The organism is Chryseobacterium sp. YIM B08800 (assembly GCF_026163565.1).
In the GTDB taxonomy this organism is placed as follows: domain Bacteria; phylum Bacteroidota; class Bacteroidia; order Flavobacteriales; family Weeksellaceae; genus Chryseobacterium.
The window spans coordinates 15756-34723 of the sequence record NZ_JAPDKN010000044.1; the positions used below are offsets into that span (position 1 = coordinate 15756).

The following is an 18968-nucleotide window of genomic DNA, read 5'->3' on the forward strand; positions in this document are numbered from 1 at the left end:
TATTTTTATGGCTCATAAAATTACACGTTCGCCGTTTCCGAACTCAAAAAAGATCTATGTTGAAGGAAAAATTCACCCAATCAATGTAGCGATGCGCGAAATACAGCTAAGTCCGACAAAACTCACCAACGGAAATTTAGAACATAATCCATCCGTTACAGTTTACGATACTTCAGGAGCTTACACTGATGAAAATTCTGAAATTAATATCGAAAAAGGACTTCCAAGAATCCGTGAACAATGGATTTTGGATAGAAATGACGTCGAAGTTTTAGATGGAATTACATCCGAATATGGAAAAGCAAGACTAGCTGATTTAAAATTAGATGAATTACGATTTTCTTATAATCACAAACCAAAAGTTGCAAAAGAAGGACAGGAAGTTACCCAATTATACTACGCAAAACAGGGCATCATCACACCCGAAATGGAATATATTGCCATCAGAGAAAATCAAAGAATCGAGCAACTGGATTCTGTTTCAAAAGACATGGCTTTTCAACATCAGGGTAATAATTTTGGTGCAAGAACTCCGAAAAGCAAAATCACTCCCGAGTTTGTAAGAGATGAAATTGCAGCCGGAAGAGCAATTATTCCCAATAATATCAATCATCCGGAAAGCGAACCGATGATCATCGGGCGAAATTTTTTGGTTAAAATTAATGCGAACATTGGAAATAGTGCTGTTTCATCGAGTATTGAAGAAGAAGTTGAGAAAGCAGTTTGGGCTTGCAGATGGGGAGCCGATACAATTATGGATCTGTCAACCGGAAAAAACATCCACGAAACCAGAGAATGGATCATCAGAAACAGTCCGGTTCCGATTGGTACCGTCCCAATTTATCAGGCATTGGAAAAAGTAAAAGGTGTTGCAGAAGATCTGACTTGGGAAATTTTTAAAGATACTTTGATCGAACAGGCAGAACAAGGAGTTTCTTATTTCACGATTCACGCCGGAGTTTTATTAAGATATATTCATCTAACCGCAAAACGTGTCACAGGAATTGTTTCCAGAGGTGGTTCTATCATGGCTAAATGGTGTTTGTTTCATCATAAAGAAAACTTTTTGTACACCCACTTCGAGGAAATCTGCGAGATCATGAAAAAATATGACGTTGCTTTTTCTTTAGGCGACGGTCTTCGTCCTGGTTCAATTGCAGATGCCAATGATGAAGCACAGTTTGCCGAATTGGAAACTTTAGGTGAACTGACAAAGATTGCCTGGAAACACAATGTTCAGGTAATGATTGAAGGTCCCGGTCACGTTCCGATGCACATGATCAAAGAAAATATGGATAAGCAATTGGAAGTTTGTGATGAAGCACCGTTTTATACTTTAGGACCTTTAACTACGGATATTGCGCCGGGTTACGATCACATTACTTCAGGGATTGGCGCTGCCATGATTGGTTGGTTTGGTTGTGCGATGTTGTGTTATGTAACTCCGAAAGAACATTTGGGACTACCCAATAAAGACGACGTAAAGGTTGGAGTAATCACGTATAAATTGGCTGCTCATGCTGCAGATTTGGCAAAAGGTCATCCAGGTTCGCAATATAGAGACAACGCTTTGAGTAAAGCAAGATTTGAATTCCGCTGGGAAGATCAGTTTAATCTTTCGCTCGATCCGGATACGGCAAGATCTTATCATGATGAAACACTTCCTGCAGATGGAGCAAAGATTGCACACTTTTGTTCGATGTGCGGACCAAAATTCTGTTCGATGAAGATTACACAGGAAATTCGTGAGTCTGCAGAAAAAGGAATGTTTGATAAATCTCAGGAATTCATCGAAAAAGGAAAAGAAATTTACATATGATCATTGTAATTTCTCCCGAAGAACTTGTTCTAAATGAAACTGAGATTATTAATGAATTATTTCAGGAAGGTTTGGATTTGCTTCATATCAGAAAGCCTTTTATTGATCAAAATGAAATGAAGGATTTTATTCAAAAGATAGATTCAAAATTTTACTCTCAATTGGTTTTGCATAGTCATTACTATTTGGCTGAGAACTTTAACATCTCAAGATTTCATTTCAGAGAAATTGACAGAAAAAATGGCTTGTATCAATCTTTTACAGATAAAAAAAAATCAACGTCTGTTCATGATATTAAAAGTTTTAATCACTTGAATAAAGAATGGGAATATGCATTTATAAGTCCGGTTTTCCCAAGTATTTCTAAAAAAGGATATGGGGAAAATTCAACGATTTTAAATGATATTAAAAAACGAGACAATTCTAATGTTAAACTAATTGCTTTGGGAGGAATTAACGAAAATAATATTCATCAGGTTCTTGACAATGGCGTTGATGGAGTGGCTTTGTTAGGTGCAATCTGGGAGAGCGATAAATCTTTAAATGTTTTCGGAAAATGCAGAGAGAATATAATTTATTAAGATGTATTCAAATTTAAAAATGGAAAAACTACAATATATTTCTCAAGGTTTTACAAAAGCCGAACAGGAATTAAATATAAAAAAAGCCTTAGACAATGGTATAAAATGGATTCAGGTTCGTTGGAAAAATGCTCCCGAAAATGAATTCATCAGTCTTTGTGAAAATTCAAAACTGCTTTGTTTAGAATATCAATCGGTTTGTATCATTAATGACCATGTTCAGATTGCAAAAAATATTGATGCAGATGGTATTCATTTAGGTTTAAAAGATACTTCGATTGATATTGCAAGACAGATTTTAGGAAAAAATAAAATTATTGGCGGAACGGCAAATTCTGTTTCAGATGTTCTTCAAAGAATGAATGAATCATGCGATTATATTGGTTTGGGACCACTTCGATTTACTTCAACTAAAGAACAGCTAAGTCCGATTTTAGGCTTTGATGGTTATGAAAAAATCATTCAGGATTTAAAAGAAAAAGGATTAGCGCTCCCTAAAATATTTGCCATTGGTGGAGTAGTTCTGAATGATATCGAGCTATTACAACAAATCGGAATTTATGGAGCCGCCGTTTCGGGTCAAATCACCAATCAACCATCTATTATCAACGAATTTAAAATAGCAATGAAATGAACAATCAACCATTAATAATAGCAGACAGGACTTTCGAATCGAGATTGTTTTTAGGAACCGGGAAATTTGGAGATCTTTCAGAAATGACCGACTCCATCATCGCTTCCGGAAGTGAATTGGTGACAATGGCATTAAAAAGAATCGATTCGCAATCTTCAGAAGATGATTTGTTGAATGCTTTAAAACCTACAAGATCTCATCTTTTACCGAATACTTCAGGAGCAAGAACTGCCAAAGAAGCGGTTTTAGCAGCGCAATTGGCAAGAGAAGCTTTGGAAACCAATTGGGTAAAGCTGGAAATCCATCCCGATCCAAAATATTTGTTACCCGATCCGATTGAAACGTTGTATGCAACAGAAGAATTGGCAAAATTAGGGTTTATCGTAATGCCTTATATTCATGCAGATCCGGTTTTGTGTAAACGTCTGGAAGATGTAGGAACAGCTGTTGTAATGCCTTTGGGGGCACCGATTGGAACGAATAAAGGGTTAAGAACTGTAGACTTTTTAGAAATAATTATTGCTCAAAGTAATGTTCCTGTTGTTGTTGATGCCGGAATTGGAGCACCTTCTGATGCCGCAAAAGCGATGGAAATGGGAGCTGATGCGGTTTTGGTAAATACGGCAATTGCTGTTGCAAGAAATCCTGTAAATATGGCATTGGCTTTTAAAGAAGGAGTAATTGCCGGAAGAAGAGCTTTTGAATCTGGGTTGGGAGCAATCGGAAACCATGCAGAAGCATCAAGTCCACTGACTTCTTTTTTGTTTGATTAAAACAAAGTGAAAAGGAAAGAGTCCCGAAGGGACGATTTAATAAAGGATAGGATGAAATTCTATTTAAAAATATCATCGAATGCATCATTTTGATTAATACAAATAGGTATGAAAAGTTTTAAAGATTTTTTTGAAAAATACCAATGGGATGAGGTAAAAGCAAAGCTTGAAAAAGTAACGTTATCTGACGTGGAAAATAGTCTTCAGAAAAAGAATAAAACAATAGATGATTTCCTTAATTTTCTTTCGCCTGTTGCTGCTCAAAAGTTAGAATTAATGGCGAAAATGACGCAGCAACTTACTCAAAAGCGTTTTGGGAAAACCATTCAGCTATATGCGCCGTTGTATTTGAGTAATGAATGTCAGAACATTTGTACGTATTGCGGTTTTAGTTTAGATAATTCGATTAAAAGGAAAACGCTTTCTGATACTGAATTGATGATCGAAGCTACCGTTTTAAGATCGATGGGTGTGAATCACGTTTTGCTGGTAAGCGGAGAAGCAAATAAAATAGTTGGAATTGATTATTTTCTAAATGCTGTTCGTTTGTTGAAGCCACACTTTGCTAATATTTCTATTGAAGTTCAGCCTTTGTCGGAAGAAGAATATCGAGCACTTCATGAAGCTGGCGTGAATGCAGTTTTGGTCTATCAGGAAACCTATCATCAGGAAGTTTATAAAGAATATCATCCGAAAGGAAAAAAATCAAATTTCAATTTTCGTCTGGAAACTCCCGACAGAATTGGTAAAGCCGGAATTCATAAAATGGGTTTAGGCGTTTTGTTGGGTTTGGAAGATTGGCGTGTTGACAGTTTTTTCAATGCGCTTCACATCGATTATCTTCAAAAGCAATATTGGAAGAGTAGATATTCAGTTTCATTTCCAAGATTAAGACCTGCGGAAGGAATTATTGAACCCAATTTTATCATGTCTGATAAAGATCTACTCCAATTGATCTGTGCTTACAGAATCTGGAATGAAGATTTGGAAATCTCAATCTCAACAAGAGAGAGTGAAAAATTTAGAAATAATATCATTTCATTGGGAGCAACAGCGATGAGTGCGGCTTCGAAAACTAATCCAGGTGGTTATGCGGTGGATAAAGAGTCTTTGGAACAATTTGAAACCAGTGATGAAAGAAGCATGGAAGAAATTAAAAGTGAGATTAAAAAAGCAGGCTATGATCCAATCATGAAAGATTGGGATGCTGTTTACAGTGGAATTTAAAATGAATTTTGAACCATTAAGATGGATTTAAGAAGTTAAGTTAATTAAGGAATATGATTGTCCGCTTTTTGTCATATTAAAAAATCTTCGTGTGCTTAGCTAAGTGAAACGCCTTTGCGAGCTTACAAACAGCGAATTATTTAAAGAAATCTTTGTGCTCTTTGCGTTAAAATTTTTATTATGATGGAAAACGGATATACATATTAAGGAATATTTGAAAATATTTTTTAGAATTCAGCTTTCTTTTATTCGCTTGCGAATACTTAATTTTCTCAATTTCTTAACTAAATCTTAATGTTTTAAATATAATTAATAAATGAAAAACGAAGACATTTTCTCAAGATACAGCCGACAGATTTTTATTGAAGAAATTGGTTTGGAAGGTCAGCGAAAAATAATGAATGCTAAAGTTTTGGTGATTGGGGCAGGAGGTTTGGGAAGTCCTGTCATTCAATATTTGGCTGCGGCGGGAGTTGGAACTTTGTGCGTTGCAGATTTTGATGAGGTTGAATTGCATAATTTAAACCGACAGATTATTCATAATGAACATTCTGTAGGGAGATCAAAAGTGAAAAGTGCAGAAGATTTTGTGAAAAACCTTAATCATCAGGTCAGTTTTATTGGGATTGAAAATAAAATTGATTACTCAAATGTTAAAGAAATTATTTCTCAGTTTGATATTATTGTTGACGGGTCCGATAATTTTAAAACAAGATATTTAGTTAATGATACTTGTGTAAAGCTTAAAAAGCCTTTAGTTTACGGAAGTATTCTTGGTTTTTCCGGACAGGTTGCGGTTTTTAATTATAAAGGAAGTAAGAATTTAAGAGATGTTTTTCCGGACCCTCCTTTTGATGAAAATTTTCCGGATTGTGACAGCCTCGGAGTTTTAGGTGCATTGCCGGGAATTGTAGGAAGTATGATGGCAAACCAAGCTTTGAAAATAATAACCGATTTACGATTAAATTTAAATCAAATAACATTAATTGACATCTTAAACTGGAGATTTGAGACGATTGATTTCTAAAAAAACTAATTGTTATAATTTTCCTCTTTTTGAAAGGATGGTTTTTAATGTTGATGAAAATTAAACATAAAAAAACGGACAAAAAGCCCGTTTCTATTGAAAAATATAATGGTTGAGATTTTGGGTAAATTTTATTTTATAAATTATTGTCCTTGCTGTAAAACTTCTCCGCTATTATCATTTTGATTGGTTGTTTTAATCATATTCGGATCTTCTTTTGCCAATTTATTTTTGGTTGGAATTTTATAAGAGAAAGATAATCCGAAAGTTCTGCTGTCATTTTTGTTTCTGATAAAGACATTCGGAGTAGCATTTATTGTTCTCAGATTGTTTTCAACAGTATTGAAAATATCATTCGCAAATAAAGTCAATGTCATTCTATCTTTATTGAATTTTCGCGACATACTGATGTCAAAACTATTATAGAACGATTTATTAGGATAGAAATAGTAGTAATTTCCTTTGCCTAAATAGGTGTAACTGATATTCAGTTTTATCTTAGAAGGTAACAAAAATTGTCCTGATGCACTGTAAGTCCAGTAACCTTTAGGATTAACGATTTTATCAATTTCTTGGATTTGATAAGAGGTATAAAGATAGATGAAATTCATTTTGTCAGGATTGACCTCCATTTTCAACAACTCACTGAAAGGCTTATTGAAAACCGCAAAAGGGATTGGAATTCCCGCATTGAAATTATGAATTCTTAAATGATCTACATTGGCAGACGTTTGGAAAATTCTGTCGCCGGTACGTGATACTTCTTGTACAACTTGGTTTTTTCCAGAGGTAAGCGTATATCCAATGAAAGCAAAGTTCATGGCGCTTAACTTAAATTCAAAATTATCGTAGATGGTCGGCTGAAGATTTGGATTTCCTGAAAAATCTATCGTCGAATTACCGTATCTCGTATTGTTTGGGTTAAGGTTAGCGATGCTTGGGAGGCTTATTTTTTTATTATAATTAATATTCGCAAAAACCATATTTGGAACAAAATTATACTGAACACTTGCATTGGGAAATACTTTGAATTTATCAAAAGGGATTAATGCATCATATTTTTTTTCTTCATAATCATAACTTGTCCCGCCAACATTATAGTATTCACCACGAAGTCCTAAAACGAAATCAAATTTTCCCTTTTTAGCATTTACTTCAGAATAGACTGCACTGGTTTTGCTGCTGTAATCAAGATTGTCGATGATATTGTCATTTGCCACAAAATCCTGCTGGTTGTAATCTGCACCTAAGCTCAGCTTACCTTCTTCCAAAATCTTAATAGGTTGTGCATAATCTACTTTTAGATTGAAAACATTCTGAGAAGAACCATTTGCGGTATTTAAAAAATTTTCTATTGGTAAAAGACGATGTGAGTTTTGGTTGAAATCTGCCTTGTTATTAGAATAGGTTCCTTTTATTTCAAATTTTTTACTGCGATCATCAAATTTTTTCTGATACGTTGCCATTACTTCATGACGCATGTTGTCAGAAGAAGTTTTGTCATTACTTATAATTTCCGTGCCTTCAAAAAGAGCATAACTGTCAATGTAGCGGTCTGCATTATTGTTAGAGAAATTGTAGTTCAATAGTAACCGGTCTTTCCCAAGATCAAACGTGAAAGCACTTCTTAAAAACTGATTTCTTCCGATATTGTCATTTCCTAATTTTGAAATTTCGTCTATGGTAGATTGAGTTTCACTTTCATTGTAAGATTGTCCGATATTCAATTGCCAACCAAACCATCTGTTTTTAGAATTCAGCGTTAAACTATTATTGAATTTATTTCTGAATTTATCATAATTACTGAAGCGATAACCACCTGCATAGGTTGCAGACAAGTAAGATTTAGCACTTCTGCTGGTGACAATGTTAAGAATAGCACCTCCCGAAGTTGCTGGAAATTCAGCGCCCGGTTGAGTAATCATTTCAATACGTTCTATGCTGTTGGCAGGTAAACCTTCTAGATAAGCTGTTAATTGGTCACTGTAAAGATTTAAAGGACGACCATCCATGTAAACTTCCAAAGATTTTCCTTGATAAATCATCCCGGCCATTTCTGAAACTACCAATCCCGGAATTTTTTTGAGACCTTCCATCGTTGTCCCGGAATTAAGGTGTGATTGCTCTGAAAAATCGTATATCGTTCTATCAGCTTTCTGCTCAACGGCTTTTTTAGTTTTAGTAATGATAACCCCTTCAATTTCTTTTTCTTTGGTTTCTCTTTTGTCTTTGGTTTCCTGAGAAAAACCTAAAGTTGAAGCTAAAATTGAAAGAGTAAGTAGTATTTTCTTCATAATGTGAGTTAAATCTACTCAGTTAGACGACAAAAAAATAAATTTGTTACAAAATTTTATTGCGCTCTGTCTTTTTCTTCAAAACTGATGCTTTTTGTTGTTCGTTTCTTTTTGTTGTTTCCGAGTGTATAATTTACGTTTAAACGGAAACTTCTTCCATCCCAATAATTATTAAAATGTTGGCTATTATCTTTAAAATACATATCACCACGATATTTCTGAGCAAAAATATTGGTGACAGTAGCATTGATCTGTAGCTGTTTTTCCATTAATGAAACTTTTATTCCTGAGGTAAGATTAGAAAAATTATGAAAATAGGAGTTTACATTTTTATAAGGCAGATCCTGACTGTAATTTAGAAAAAAGAAAACCGTTTTGTTTTTGTTGACTGTAAAGGTATTATTGATCGAATAACTTACTGAATACCCATTCTGTGCTTCAGCTTCAATATTAAATATTTTAGAATCTGTAAGTGACCCGTTCAGAGAAAGGCTTGTTTCCCAGAATTTGAAAATTTTGTCGGTGTAGGAAGCATTAAAACCATAAAAATCATTGTTGTAATAATTAAGATAAGTCCCTATCTGAGAAAGCCCATCGATTAAAGCAACTTGTCCGAAACCATTTTTAAGTTTTAAATAATAAATACTTGCTGAAAATTTGCTGTTGTAAGTATATCCCAATTCCAGATTATTAATGTAAGATGGCTTAAGCAAAGGATTTCCCGAAGAATAAGAGTAAGGATTTTCATACCATCTGAAAGGATTAAGATTGCTCATACTTGGACGGTTGATTCTTCTTGAATAGGAAAGACTGAAGACATTTTTTTCCTTTTTATAAGAAACAAAAGCCGATGGAAACCACTGTCCATAATTGTACTTGTTTTCTATGTTTGTTGATGGAGTAAAGCTTTGAGCCTGAGTGTTTTCATAACGAAGCCCTGCTTTAGTTTCCCAATGTTCTCCAAAGCTTTTGGCATAACTAAAATAAGCAGCATAATTTTCTTCCTTATATTCAAATAAATTGGCTCTTTGCAAATCTGGAATATATTGATTGTTGATGATGTTAAAATATTGCAGATCGGTAGCATTTTTAAACTGATTAAATTTAAGCCCTGTTTCAATGGTACCAAAAGAAAACGGGAGTTCCAGGTCTCCTTGCAAAGAAAAGACTTGTGGCTCAACAATTGATCTTGTATTGACATATTGAACTGAATTATCACTCAATTTTAATGTTGAAAAGTTAACGTCTGTATCAGAATTATTTTTAAAAAAGTTTGCTGCAAAACTTAATTTTTTCCCCAACGAATCTAATTTTAAATCATAATAAGCACTCAATGTATGAGTTGGTGTTTTTTCGCGGTGATGAGTTTTTGTTAAAAGATTTTCTACAGATAAGTCGGTGTCTATATTTCTTGTTTCGTTTACAATATCCATCCCAGATTTCTGATGAGCATAGATGTATTCCATTCCAATTTCGGAGTTTTTATTGAGCTTGTACGAAAGATTTAGGTTTGGTGTCAATTCTTTCCACATATCTTTTCTTATAGAACGGCTGTAGTTTTGGGTAGCCCCTAAAATAGTATAATTTTCTTCTGAACGTTTTGCTCCGTCAATATAACTAGTCTTTAATGACAGGCTGAGTTTTTCAGTCTGATAATTTAATAATCCTGTCGAATTTCCCCCCGAATAGGTTCTTTGATTCAATCCGGTATTCACAGATCCGCTCCATCCTAGGTTTGGATTTTTTTTCAAAATAATATTGATCAATCCACTGTTTCCCTGAGCTTCATATTTTGCAGGTGGAGTAGTGATTACCTCTATTTTAGCAATATTTTCCGAACGTATCGTTTTCAGATAATTAATAAGATTGGCTCCTGAAAGATTCAGCATTCTTCCGTTGACCATTACATTAACACTGCTTTTTCCTGCAATAGAAATACTTCCTAAATTATCGTCTACTTTCAACATTGGAACATTGGCCAATGTTTCCGAACCATCCATTCCCTGAGAAGCTACAGAAGCTTCAACATTAAAGATAAGTCGGTCAGCTTTTCTTTCGAGAAGAAGTTTTTTCTTTCCATTAATGGTAACAGATTCTATAGTTTTCAGTTGTAAACTATCTTGTTTTTGTGCAAATGAAGAGATATATAAGAAAGAAGCTGCAATAATGAATGTCTTTTTCATGAGGAATGGATGGTTTAGATTGATGAGGTAAGAAAATTATTTTTTTGAGTCTAAGGATGAAAATTCTACGTAATCATATTCCGGAGACATAGTGAAAAGCTGTCTGAAAACTGTAGCATGACCGTTTCCTGCAATCACCAAAATTCTGTCTTCTGCATTTTTAGGGATTTCTTGTATTTTTCTGAACATTCTAAGATTTCTGTTGTACCAGTATAAAGCAAGCAGATCTGCGCCGTCGTGTTCTCTCAATTTAAAATCTCCTGTTAAATACGCTCCATATTCATATTGATGATATTCTTTGCTGTTCATATATTTAAACATGTCAAGAATAGATTTGAAGTTTTTTCGCTCAGTATTCTTAATGAAAGTTGTATACTGTTGAGAAATACGGTCGTCATTTAAGAAATCATAATCTTTAAGAAGATCTTTAAAGTATAATGAGTCTGTCTTGCCAAATTTTTCTGTAAGATCATCCAAAACTGAATTCGCATCAATACTGTACAATTCATTGAGCTTAAGTTCTTTTGCAAGACGCATTGCAAGTTGGTAACGTTCATCTCTTTGATCTCTGTGTTTTCCTTCTTTGTATTCTTTTAATTTTTCATTGGCTTTCCAGTTTGGCCAGGCTTCAATCGCAATTTTTGTAGGCTTAAATTTTTTGATATAATTGATTAAATCTGTTACTTCAGTTGCTGTCTTCGGTTCTAAAACATCTATCTGATCACTTTTTTCTGTTTTATGAGCATCTTGATTGGGATAATCAAAATGAAATGAACCAACAACCAAAACTTTGGTTTTAGGATCAGGGAAATATTCTGAAGGCTTTTTTTGTGCGAATAAGAATGTTGAAATTGTTATTAACACTATTAATATTGATGTTTTCATAATAATTTGTTTTAAATATTTTTGACAAATTTATATCTCACATCAATTTGATAAAACAGCGTTTCGACCAAGTACGAAATATGCCGGTTTAAAATATTTTCATCGGAAAAAAAGAGGTGTTTGTAGATTTTGGAAGGTCTTACTTTGCTATTGTAATTATTTTTGGTGAATGAAAAATATAATACTCCTTTTAGGCTTAGCTTTTATGCAACCCAATGTAAACAATCACAGGGTAGATGTTTGGAAAACAATGACAATAGCTCCGAACGAAAGCATTACTATTAATAAAGTAAAAGCGCCAGTAACTTTAGAAATAAAAAATCTTTCAGAGGAAAATATAGTTTTAGTTTCTGAGCTGAAAATATCTTCTGAAATTTTGGGTAAATCTGAGTTTAAATATAGACTACCTAAAAAAAGCAGTTTAAAGTTAGAAAACCGAAATGCAAAATCAGTTTCAATATATTTGCATTATTACTCTTCTCAACCAATTATAGTTAACAACAAAGAATTACGATGAAAGCAAAACAAATTATATTTTTACACCTGTTTTATTGGATTCTTAATCTGGTTTTTTCCATAATTACGCCTATTATAGCTGGTAACACAGAATTTTTCGTTTTGAATGTTACCTTTTTTGTAGTCAGTTTTATTGCGTTTTATATCAATTATTTTTTTATTGTTCCTTTCTTTTTCAACATTAATAAACTGTATTTTACAATCTTAGGATTTTTTATTAGCGTAGGCTGTTTTGTATTTTTCAGATATATGGTTGAAGAATTAATACTGCCTTTGTTTATTGGACATGGTAATTATGCTGAGGGAACTTCACTTTTGTTTTATTATTATGACAATGTATTTTATAGTTCTACAACTCTGTTTATCAGTACTGTATTGTCTTTGTTCAATATGTTTTTTAAAGGGGAAGAAGAAAGACAACAATTAATTCAGGAAAAACAGTCTGCTGAGCTCAAAGCTTTGAAAACCCAGATCAATCCGCATTTTATTTTTAATACTTTGAATAATATTTATTCTTTAATGTATCAAAACTCAGAAAAAGCGTTGCCTGCCATTGAAGAATTAGGACAATTATTAAGATACAGCACAAAAGATCTTGAGAAAGATTTTATTACTTTAGATAAAGAAGTAGGATATTTAGACAGTCTGATTGCTTTAGAAAAACTGAGGATTAAAAATCCTGAATTATTAAATATTGAGAAAAAGTTATCACATCCTAAACTTAATATTTCGCCGATGCTTTTAGTTCCTTTCGTTGAAAATGCGTTTAAACACGGAGATTTTAGAAACAAAGGTTTTGAAATGAAAATTTCAGACAACAATAAAATTCTGCATTTTTACCTTTCAAATTTTAAAAAAGAGAAAATGAAGGATTCTGTTTCCGGAATCGGGATTGAAAATGTAAGGAAAAGACTCGAAATTTTATATCCTAAAAAATACGAACTGAAAATTACAGAAACCGAAACTGATTTTGTCGTAGATTTAAAGATCGATTTGAAGAATGAAGAAAATTAAATGCATTATTGTTGATGACGAGCCACTCGCCGTATCGCTCCTCGGGAGTTATGTAGAGAAAATTCCGTTTCTTGAGCTTGTTTTTTCTACTGAAAACCCTATTGAAGCTTTAGAATTTATTCAGAAGAACGATGCAGATCTTGTCTTTTTAGATATTCAAATGCCGGAATTAACGGGGATTAATTTCATGAAAATTGTCGGCGATAAAATGAAGTATATTTTGACTACGGCTTATTCAGAATATGCTTTAGAAGGATATGAGCACAATGTTGTTAATTATCTTTTAAAACCGATTTCTTTTGACCGTTTTAGCAAAAGCATCATGAAGGCTCAGGAGCGTTTTCCTGTAGCTGAAGCTAATGAAACCGGACATTTTTTCGTGAAATCTTCCGGGCAGCAACATCGCATCAATTTTGATGAAATTCTTTATGTAGAAAGCATTAAAGATTACGTCAACATCAAAACGGAAAAACAGGAATACATTGTTTTAGATACTCTAAAATCTCTTGAAAATCAGCTTCCTGAAAACTTTACAAGAATTCACAAATCTTTTATTTTAAATTTAGATAAAGTGAAAAGCTTAAATTCAAAAAAAGTGATATTGATTTCGGAACACGAAATTTCGGTGGGAGAAATGTATAAATCTAATCTTTTAGAAAAACTGAAATAAAAAGACTTTCTCATTTATTGAATACTCCAGCACAAATTATTTATTGAAAATTAAATGCTTGCGATAATTTGTTAGAGTCATTTCTTTTTAAAAATAATCAACCTGCGATGAAATTTTTATACTTGATTTAAAAAAAAATTAAGGAACTTTTTTAAAAATAGGTGATCTATTAAATAAGTCAATGAAGTTCTCTTTTTTCATTGTTAGCTCATAAATAATGCATTACGGTCTGTTTCTGGTAAACTCAAATGGGTGTTTTTTGGAAGAAAAATGTCTTTAATTTGTGATATGCCCAGAAAACACCACCTATTTTCCACCTACTTGTGCTTTTTTATCAATTTTTAGATTAAAAATCAAATATAATACTTATTTTTAGTTTAATTGGCTTATAATCAGTAGTTTGTTTGCATTGGTGTTTAAGTAAGTAAATTTGTTTATTTGTGGAAAATTCTTTTTTATCGTAAAACTTCTAATTCCTGAAATTTGCGTCGACCTTAATTAAACTCTTCTCGTTAGTACTATTATTTTAATTTGAGCAAAACTAAAATAAAGTATTATGTTGAAATTTTTAAAATTATTTCTAGTCAGGAAAAAGAACTTGAAAATCAGGTTTCTTTTATTGACTTTTTTATTTTCCGGATTAATAATTAAAGGGCAGGTTAATTCATATTCTTTCAGCCAGTCTCAAGGTTCATTTACTCCTCTTTTAGGAGGAACGGTTTTAGATACGGCGTCTGACACAATGGGCGCAGCTAGTTTAGATAACTTAGTGTATCCCGTATCATTACCATTCGACTTTTATTTTAATGGAATGCCTTATCATTCTCTATATGTATCTACTAATGGGTTTATAACTTTTGGTTCTGCACCTGTTAGTAATAACTTCAGCCCAATCTCTAATGATGAATCGTATGATGGAGCGGTTTCTGCTTGGGGAAGAGACCTAAATGCAGCTTTTATAAATAATATCAAAGGAAATATTACTTGGGATGTTGTGGGATCTGCACCAAATAGAGAAATTGTTATACAATGGACAGATTTTAAACCTCTTTACAGCACTTCCACTACAAATATTTATTCATTTTCTTTTCAGATTCGTCTGAAGGAAACTTCAAATGTAATTTCTGTTGTATACAAGGGTGGTTCTTATCTTATAGGTAATACAAGCCTTACTCAGAGATGCCAAATTGGTTTACGTGGTTCTTCTAATATGGACTTCAACAACCGCAGTAATTCTACAAATTCACAATTTATGAATTCTTCTGCAGGTTTGGGTAATAATTATATACAAGTGTTCCACACAATCAATTCAGTTCCGGGAATGCCTTCTGATGGATTTACCTATACATGGGTACCGCCAAGCTGCTTTGCTCCAAATTTGATAACAATTAATAATATTACAGGATCTGCGGCACAGGTTTCGTGGGCGGCACTTAATCCTGCTCCTGCTAATGGATATGATGTATATTATTCTACTTCTTCTACACCGCCTACAATAATTACTACTCCGAACATAACCGGTGTAATGACAAATTCGGTTACACTTAGTTCTTTGTTGCCTATAACAGCTTATTATGTTTGGGTGCGAAGTCTTTGTAATGCTATAAGTACCGGTGGATGGTCTGCCGTGAAATCTTTTGTAACAAAATGCCAACAGCCTTTATCAATTATTTCAACAACAAGTGCAACTGTTTGTCCTGGTCAGGCTACTGTTTTGTCTGCTGTAGCAGATGCAGGGGCAAATATTAATTGGTATGATGCACAATGGGGAGGTAATTTAGTGGGAACGGGTAATTCTTATACAACACCAGTTCTAAGTAATACAACGACTTATTATGCAACGGCATTTACAGGGATAAATTCTCAGACAACCGGAATATCTACTCCATCTGCCTCCGCTATCAATGGAACTGGAACCACCAATTTCGGAATTGTATTTGATGTTTTAAATACAACGACCATAGAAAAGGTTACTGTTTATCCCGTTACCTCGGTTGCGGGGAATACAGGAACTCTGACTATTGATATTGTGGATGGAACCAATACCATCATTCGTTCAAAAACATTCACTGTGATTGGAGGAACTGAGGCTGCTCCTTATGAAAATATTTTAGATCTTGATTTTACATTGCCTCCAGGAACTAATTATAAAATAACGCCCAAAAATTATATTGGCATTAACGGATTGCTTTTCGATCCTCCAGCATCAACAACATCTAATTACAGTTATCCTTTTACAGTGCAGAATGCAATTTCTATAACAACCAGCACGCTTTCTGCTGCTCCTGGAAATACTCCGAAGAACAATATATATTATTATTTCTATAATTGGATAGTCTCTACAATGTGTGAATCCGACAGGCAGGCTGTAACAGCTACAGTAGATTCCAACTGTTTGTCAACTTCTGAAGTTGATAAAAAAGATAGGATGGAAGTATATCCAAATCCTTTTTCTGATATTATAAACATCAATAAAGTTGAGTTATTGAAATCAATAAAAGTTACAGATATATCTGGTAAACTGGTGAGAGTAGTCAGTCGCCCGGAAGCTAGATTGAGACTAGGTGATCTTTCTCAAGGTATGTATATTTTACAACTTGAGATGAAAGATGGCTCAAAACAATCAATCAAAATTATTAAAAAATAATTTTTCATAGCTAAAAAAATATGGCTCTAATGTTTATTTAGAGCCATATTTGATTTAATAATACAAACGTTTTTGTGGATTGTATTTTTTATATAATTAATTTTTTTCCTGTTGCTTAATTAAGTTCAAAGCAGAGCCCGCTTTAAACCAATCAATTTGCTGATCGTTGTACGTATGATTTGCTAAAACGATGTCTTTCGTTCCATCAGAATGTACAAATTCTAAGGTCAATTGCTTTCCTGGTGCAAACTTATCGAGATCTAAGAAGTTAACAGTGTCGTCTTCTAAAATTTTATCATAATCAGATTCATTGGCAAAAGTAATTCCCAACATTCCTTGTTTTTTAAGGTTCGTTTCGTGAATTCTTGCAAATGATTTTACCAAAACTGCTTTCACACCAAGATGTCGAGGTTCCATGGCAGCATGTTCTCTTGAAGAACCTTCACCATAGTTTTGATCTCCTACAACAATGGTAGGAACTCCTGCAGCTTTGTAAGCTCTTTGTACAGCCGGAACTTCGCCGTATTCACCAGTTAATTCATTTTTAACGTGGTTGGTTTCCATATTGTAAGCATTTACGGCTCCAATCAACATGTTGTTTGAAATATTATCAAGGTGACCTCTGTATTTCAACCATGGTCCTGCCATAGAAATGTGGTCGGTGGTACATTTTCCGAAAGCTTTAATTAAAACTTTTGCACCGGTAATATTTTTACCATCCCAAGCTGGGAATTCTTCCAATAACTGAAGTCTGTCTGAGGTTGGACTTACATTGACCTGAACACTAGATCCGTCTGCAGATGGAGCTTGATAGCCGTTGTCATCTACAGCAAATCCTTTTGCAGGCAATTCAAAACCTTTTGGCTCGTCTAATTTAATTTGTTCGCCAGCTTCGTTGGTTAAAGTATCAGTAATTGGATTGAAATCTAATCTTCCGGAGATTGCCACTGCTGCAACCATTTCCGGAGACGCTACAAAAGCATGTGTATTTGGGTTACCGTCTGCTCTTTTTGCAAAGTTTCTGTTAAAAGAGTGAATAATTGAGTTTTTTTCTCCTTTTTCAGCACCTTCTCTGTCCCATTGTCCGATACAAGGTCCACAAGCATTGGTAAAGATCCTTGCATTTTCAAATTTTCTGAAAGAATCTAGGAATCCATCTCTTTCTGCAGTAAATTTCACTTGTTCTGAACCAGGATTAATGCCTAAAATTGCTTTAGGTTTTACCCCTTTTGCTACTGCGTCTTCTACAATAGAAGCTGCTCTCGATAGATCTTCATACGAAGAGTTGGTACAAGAACCGATCAATGCCCATTCAACTTCAAGAGGCCATCCGTTTGCTTCAGCTTTAGCTCTGAATTCAGAAACAGGAGTTGCTAAATCCGGAGTAAAAGGTCCGTTCAAATGAGGAGCTAATTCAGAAAGATTGATCTCTATTAATTGATCGAAATATTGTTCAGGGTTTGCATACACTTCAGCATCACCTGTTAAATGTTCTGCAATTTTATCAGCCGCATCTACAACATCTTGTCTTCCGGTTGCAGCCAAATATCTTCTCATCGAATCATCATATCCAAACGTAGAAGTTGTAGCTCCGATTTCAGCACCCATGTTACAGATTGTTCCTTTTCCTGTCGCTGAAAGAGATTCCGCTCCTTCTCCAAAATATTCTACGATGCATCCGGTTCCTCCTTTTACCGTAAGAATTCCTGCCACTTTTAGAATAACATCTTTTGCGGAAGTCCAGCCAGACATTTTTCCTGTTAATTTTACACCGATTAATTTTGGCATTTTTAATTCCCAAGCCATTCCAGCCATTACGTCTACCGCATCAGCTCCACCAACTCCAATGGCAACCATTCCTAAACCTCCTGCATTTACCGTATGAGAGTCGGTTCCGATCATCATTCCTCCTGGAAAGGCATAATTTTCTAAAACAACCTGGTGGATAATTCCGGCTCCCGGTTTCCAGAAACCAATTCCGTATTTATCACAAACTGAACTTAAGAAGTTGAAAACTTCAGAATTTTTATTAATTCCTTCCTGTAAATCTGCTTCTGCACCCACTCTCGCCTGAATCAAGTGATCCGCATGAGCAGTTGAAGGAACTGCTACTTTGGCTTTTCCAGCCTGCATAAATTGTAAAAGTGCCATTTGCGCAGTGGCATCCTGCATTGCAACTCTATCTGGAGCAAAATCCACGTAAGAATTTCCTCTTTCATATTCTTGTGTTGCGTTTCCTTCCCATAAATGAGTGTAAAGGATTTTTTCTGAAAGTGTGAGTGGTTTTCCTGTAATTTGTCTTGCAGCAGCAATTCTTTCAGGATAACGCTCATACACTTTTTTGATCATGTCAATGTCGAATGTCATATCTATTTTAATTTTTCTTTTCTAATAATTTTCCGGTTTTTTAATTAAAACCAAAGCCAGAAATTTTTCAAAATAAGTTCATCAAATATTATTCCTACCATTTATAAATAGGATTAATTAGATGAATAACTACTATTTTTTATACCTATGAAGTTAAGGAAAAATAAATTTTGAATCATTGACATAGGTTAAAATAATTCTTGCCGCTCTTAAATGGAAAGATTCTAAACAAAAAAATGGAAGACTTCTCTCGAAATCTTCCATTTTTTATCATCAGCCTTGTCAAGGTTCTAAACCTTGACAAGGCTTTTTTTATTCTACAAATTTAAAA

14 protein-coding genes are annotated in these 18968 nt (G+C 34.0%); 10 read left to right on the plus strand and 4 right to left on the minus strand.

Annotation, left to right across the window (positions count from 1 at the left end):
• Positions 1 to 7 precede the first annotated feature (7 nt).
• The 6 genes from thiC (at position 8) to OEW74_RS15880 (ending at position 6061) form a co-directional block, all read left to right on the plus strand.
• Positions 8 to 1819 (plus strand): phosphomethylpyrimidine synthase ThiC, encoded by a 1812-nt coding sequence (gene thiC / locus OEW74_RS15855; RefSeq protein ID WP_265429397.1) that lies wholly within the window; start codon positions 8 to 10, stop codon positions 1817 to 1819.
• Positions 1816 to 2400: a thiamine phosphate synthase gene (locus OEW74_RS15860; protein WP_265429398.1), complete on the plus strand. Its 585-nt coding sequence runs from the start codon at positions 1816 to 1818 to the stop codon at positions 2398 to 2400. Before thiC ends, OEW74_RS15860 begins: the two co-directional genes overlap by 4 nt.
• 19 nt (positions 2401 to 2419) lie before the next feature.
• Positions 2420 to 3034, plus strand: a complete 615-nt coding sequence (locus tag OEW74_RS15865) for a thiamine phosphate synthase (RefSeq protein WP_265429399.1) — start codon at positions 2420 to 2422, stop codon at positions 3032 to 3034.
• Positions 3031 to 3807, plus strand: coding sequence for a thiazole synthase (locus OEW74_RS15870; RefSeq protein WP_265429400.1), 777 nt, complete (start codon positions 3031 to 3033; stop codon positions 3805 to 3807). Before OEW74_RS15865 ends, OEW74_RS15870 begins: the two co-directional genes overlap by 4 nt.
• A 108-nt stretch (positions 3808 to 3915) precedes the next feature.
• Entirely contained in the window at positions 3916 to 5034 is a 1119-nt protein-coding gene (gene thiH / locus OEW74_RS15875; protein WP_265429401.1) for a 2-iminoacetate synthase ThiH, read from the plus strand.
• 316 nt (positions 5035 to 5350) lie between these two features.
• Positions 5351 to 6061 carry a HesA/MoeB/ThiF family protein gene (locus tag OEW74_RS15880; RefSeq protein ID WP_265429402.1) on the plus strand — a complete coding sequence of 237 codons (711 nt, stop codon included), beginning with the start codon at positions 5351 to 5353 and terminating at the stop codon, positions 6059 to 6061.
• A gap of 143 nt (positions 6062 to 6204) precedes the next feature.
• On the opposite strand, the gene OEW74_RS15885 is transcribed toward OEW74_RS15880, so the two are convergent.
• From OEW74_RS15885 to OEW74_RS15895, 3 genes are read right to left on the minus strand one after another with little or no spacing between them, the layout of a single operon-like run.
• On the minus strand, positions 6205 to 8355 hold the full coding sequence (locus OEW74_RS15885; protein ID WP_265429403.1) for an outer membrane beta-barrel family protein: 2151 nt from the start codon (positions 8353 to 8355) through the stop codon (positions 6205 to 6207).
• Positions 8356 to 8411: 56 nt separating this feature from the next.
• Positions 8412 to 10538 carry a TonB-dependent receptor domain-containing protein gene (locus OEW74_RS15890; RefSeq protein ID WP_265429404.1) on the minus strand — a complete coding sequence of 709 codons (2127 nt, stop codon included), beginning with the start codon at positions 10536 to 10538 and terminating at the stop codon, positions 8412 to 8414.
• 36 nt (positions 10539 to 10574) lie between these two features.
• Positions 10575 to 11423, minus strand: a complete 849-nt coding sequence (locus tag OEW74_RS15895) for a DUF5694 domain-containing protein (RefSeq protein WP_265429405.1) — start codon at positions 11421 to 11423, stop codon at positions 10575 to 10577.
• A 169-nt stretch (positions 11424 to 11592) separates the two neighbouring features.
• Here OEW74_RS15895 and OEW74_RS15900 point away from each other — a divergent pair, with 169 nt between their 5' ends.
• From OEW74_RS15900 to OEW74_RS15915, 4 genes are all read left to right on the plus strand, one after another.
• Positions 11593 to 11940 (plus strand): hypothetical protein, encoded by a 348-nt coding sequence (locus tag OEW74_RS15900; RefSeq protein ID WP_265429406.1) that lies wholly within the window; start codon positions 11593 to 11595, stop codon positions 11938 to 11940.
• Positions 11937 to 12953, plus strand: coding sequence for a sensor histidine kinase (locus OEW74_RS15905; protein WP_265429407.1), 1017 nt, complete (start codon positions 11937 to 11939; stop codon positions 12951 to 12953). Before OEW74_RS15900 ends, OEW74_RS15905 begins: the two co-directional genes overlap by 4 nt.
• Complete coding sequence (locus OEW74_RS15910) at positions 12940 to 13623, plus strand: LytR/AlgR family response regulator transcription factor (protein WP_265429408.1); 684 nt, start codon at positions 12940 to 12942, stop codon at positions 13621 to 13623. The genes OEW74_RS15905 and OEW74_RS15910 overlap by 14 nt, the downstream gene beginning before the upstream one ends.
• A 619-nt stretch (positions 13624 to 14242) precedes the next feature.
• Positions 14243 to 16270, plus strand: coding sequence for a T9SS type A sorting domain-containing protein (locus OEW74_RS15915; RefSeq protein WP_265429409.1), 2028 nt, complete (start codon positions 14243 to 14245; stop codon positions 16268 to 16270).
• Positions 16271 to 16366: 96 nt separating this feature from the next.
• Here OEW74_RS15915 and OEW74_RS15920 read toward each other — a convergent pair whose 3' ends face one another.
• A complete protein-coding gene (locus OEW74_RS15920) occupies positions 16367 to 18637 on the minus strand; it encodes an aconitate hydratase (protein ID WP_265429410.1) in 2271 nt (756 codons plus the stop codon).
• Positions 18638 to 18968: the final 331 nt, after the last annotated feature.

Excerpts from the sequence above, each read along its gene's own strand:
- OEW74_RS15895 (WP_265429405.1), bottom strand. The coding sequence starts at position 11,423 with ATGAAAACATCAATATTAATAGTGTTAATAACAATTTCAACATTCTTA.
- OEW74_RS15910 (WP_265429408.1), top strand. The coding sequence starts at position 12,940 with ATGAAGAAAATTAAATGCATTATTGTTGATGACGAGCCACTCGCCGTA.
- OEW74_RS15905 (WP_265429407.1), top strand. The coding sequence starts at position 11,937 with ATGAAAGCAAAACAAATTATATTTTTACACCTGTTTTATTGGATTCTT.
- OEW74_RS15865 (WP_265429399.1), top strand. The coding sequence starts at position 2,420 with ATGGAAAAACTACAATATATTTCTCAAGGTTTTACAAAAGCCGAACAG.
- thiH (WP_265429401.1), top strand. The coding sequence starts at position 3,916 with ATGAAAAGTTTTAAAGATTTTTTTGAAAAATACCAATGGGATGAGGTA.
- thiC (WP_265429397.1), top strand. The coding sequence starts at position 8 with ATGGCTCATAAAATTACACGTTCGCCGTTTCCGAACTCAAAAAAGATC.
- OEW74_RS15920 (WP_265429410.1), bottom strand. The coding sequence starts at position 18,637 with ATGACATTCGACATTGACATGATCAAAAAAGTGTATGAGCGTTATCCT.
- OEW74_RS15870 (WP_265429400.1), top strand. The coding sequence starts at position 3,031 with ATGAACAATCAACCATTAATAATAGCAGACAGGACTTTCGAATCGAGA.
- OEW74_RS15880 (WP_265429402.1), top strand. The coding sequence starts at position 5,351 with ATGAAAAACGAAGACATTTTCTCAAGATACAGCCGACAGATTTTTATT.
- OEW74_RS15890 (WP_265429404.1), bottom strand. The coding sequence starts at position 10,538 with ATGAAAAAGACATTCATTATTGCAGCTTCTTTCTTATATATCTCTTCA.
- OEW74_RS15885 (WP_265429403.1), bottom strand. The coding sequence starts at position 8,355 with ATGAAGAAAATACTACTTACTCTTTCAATTTTAGCTTCAACTTTAGGT.
- OEW74_RS15900 (WP_265429406.1), top strand. The coding sequence starts at position 11,593 with ATGAAAAATATAATACTCCTTTTAGGCTTAGCTTTTATGCAACCCAAT.
- OEW74_RS15860 (WP_265429398.1), top strand. The coding sequence starts at position 1,816 with ATGATCATTGTAATTTCTCCCGAAGAACTTGTTCTAAATGAAACTGAG.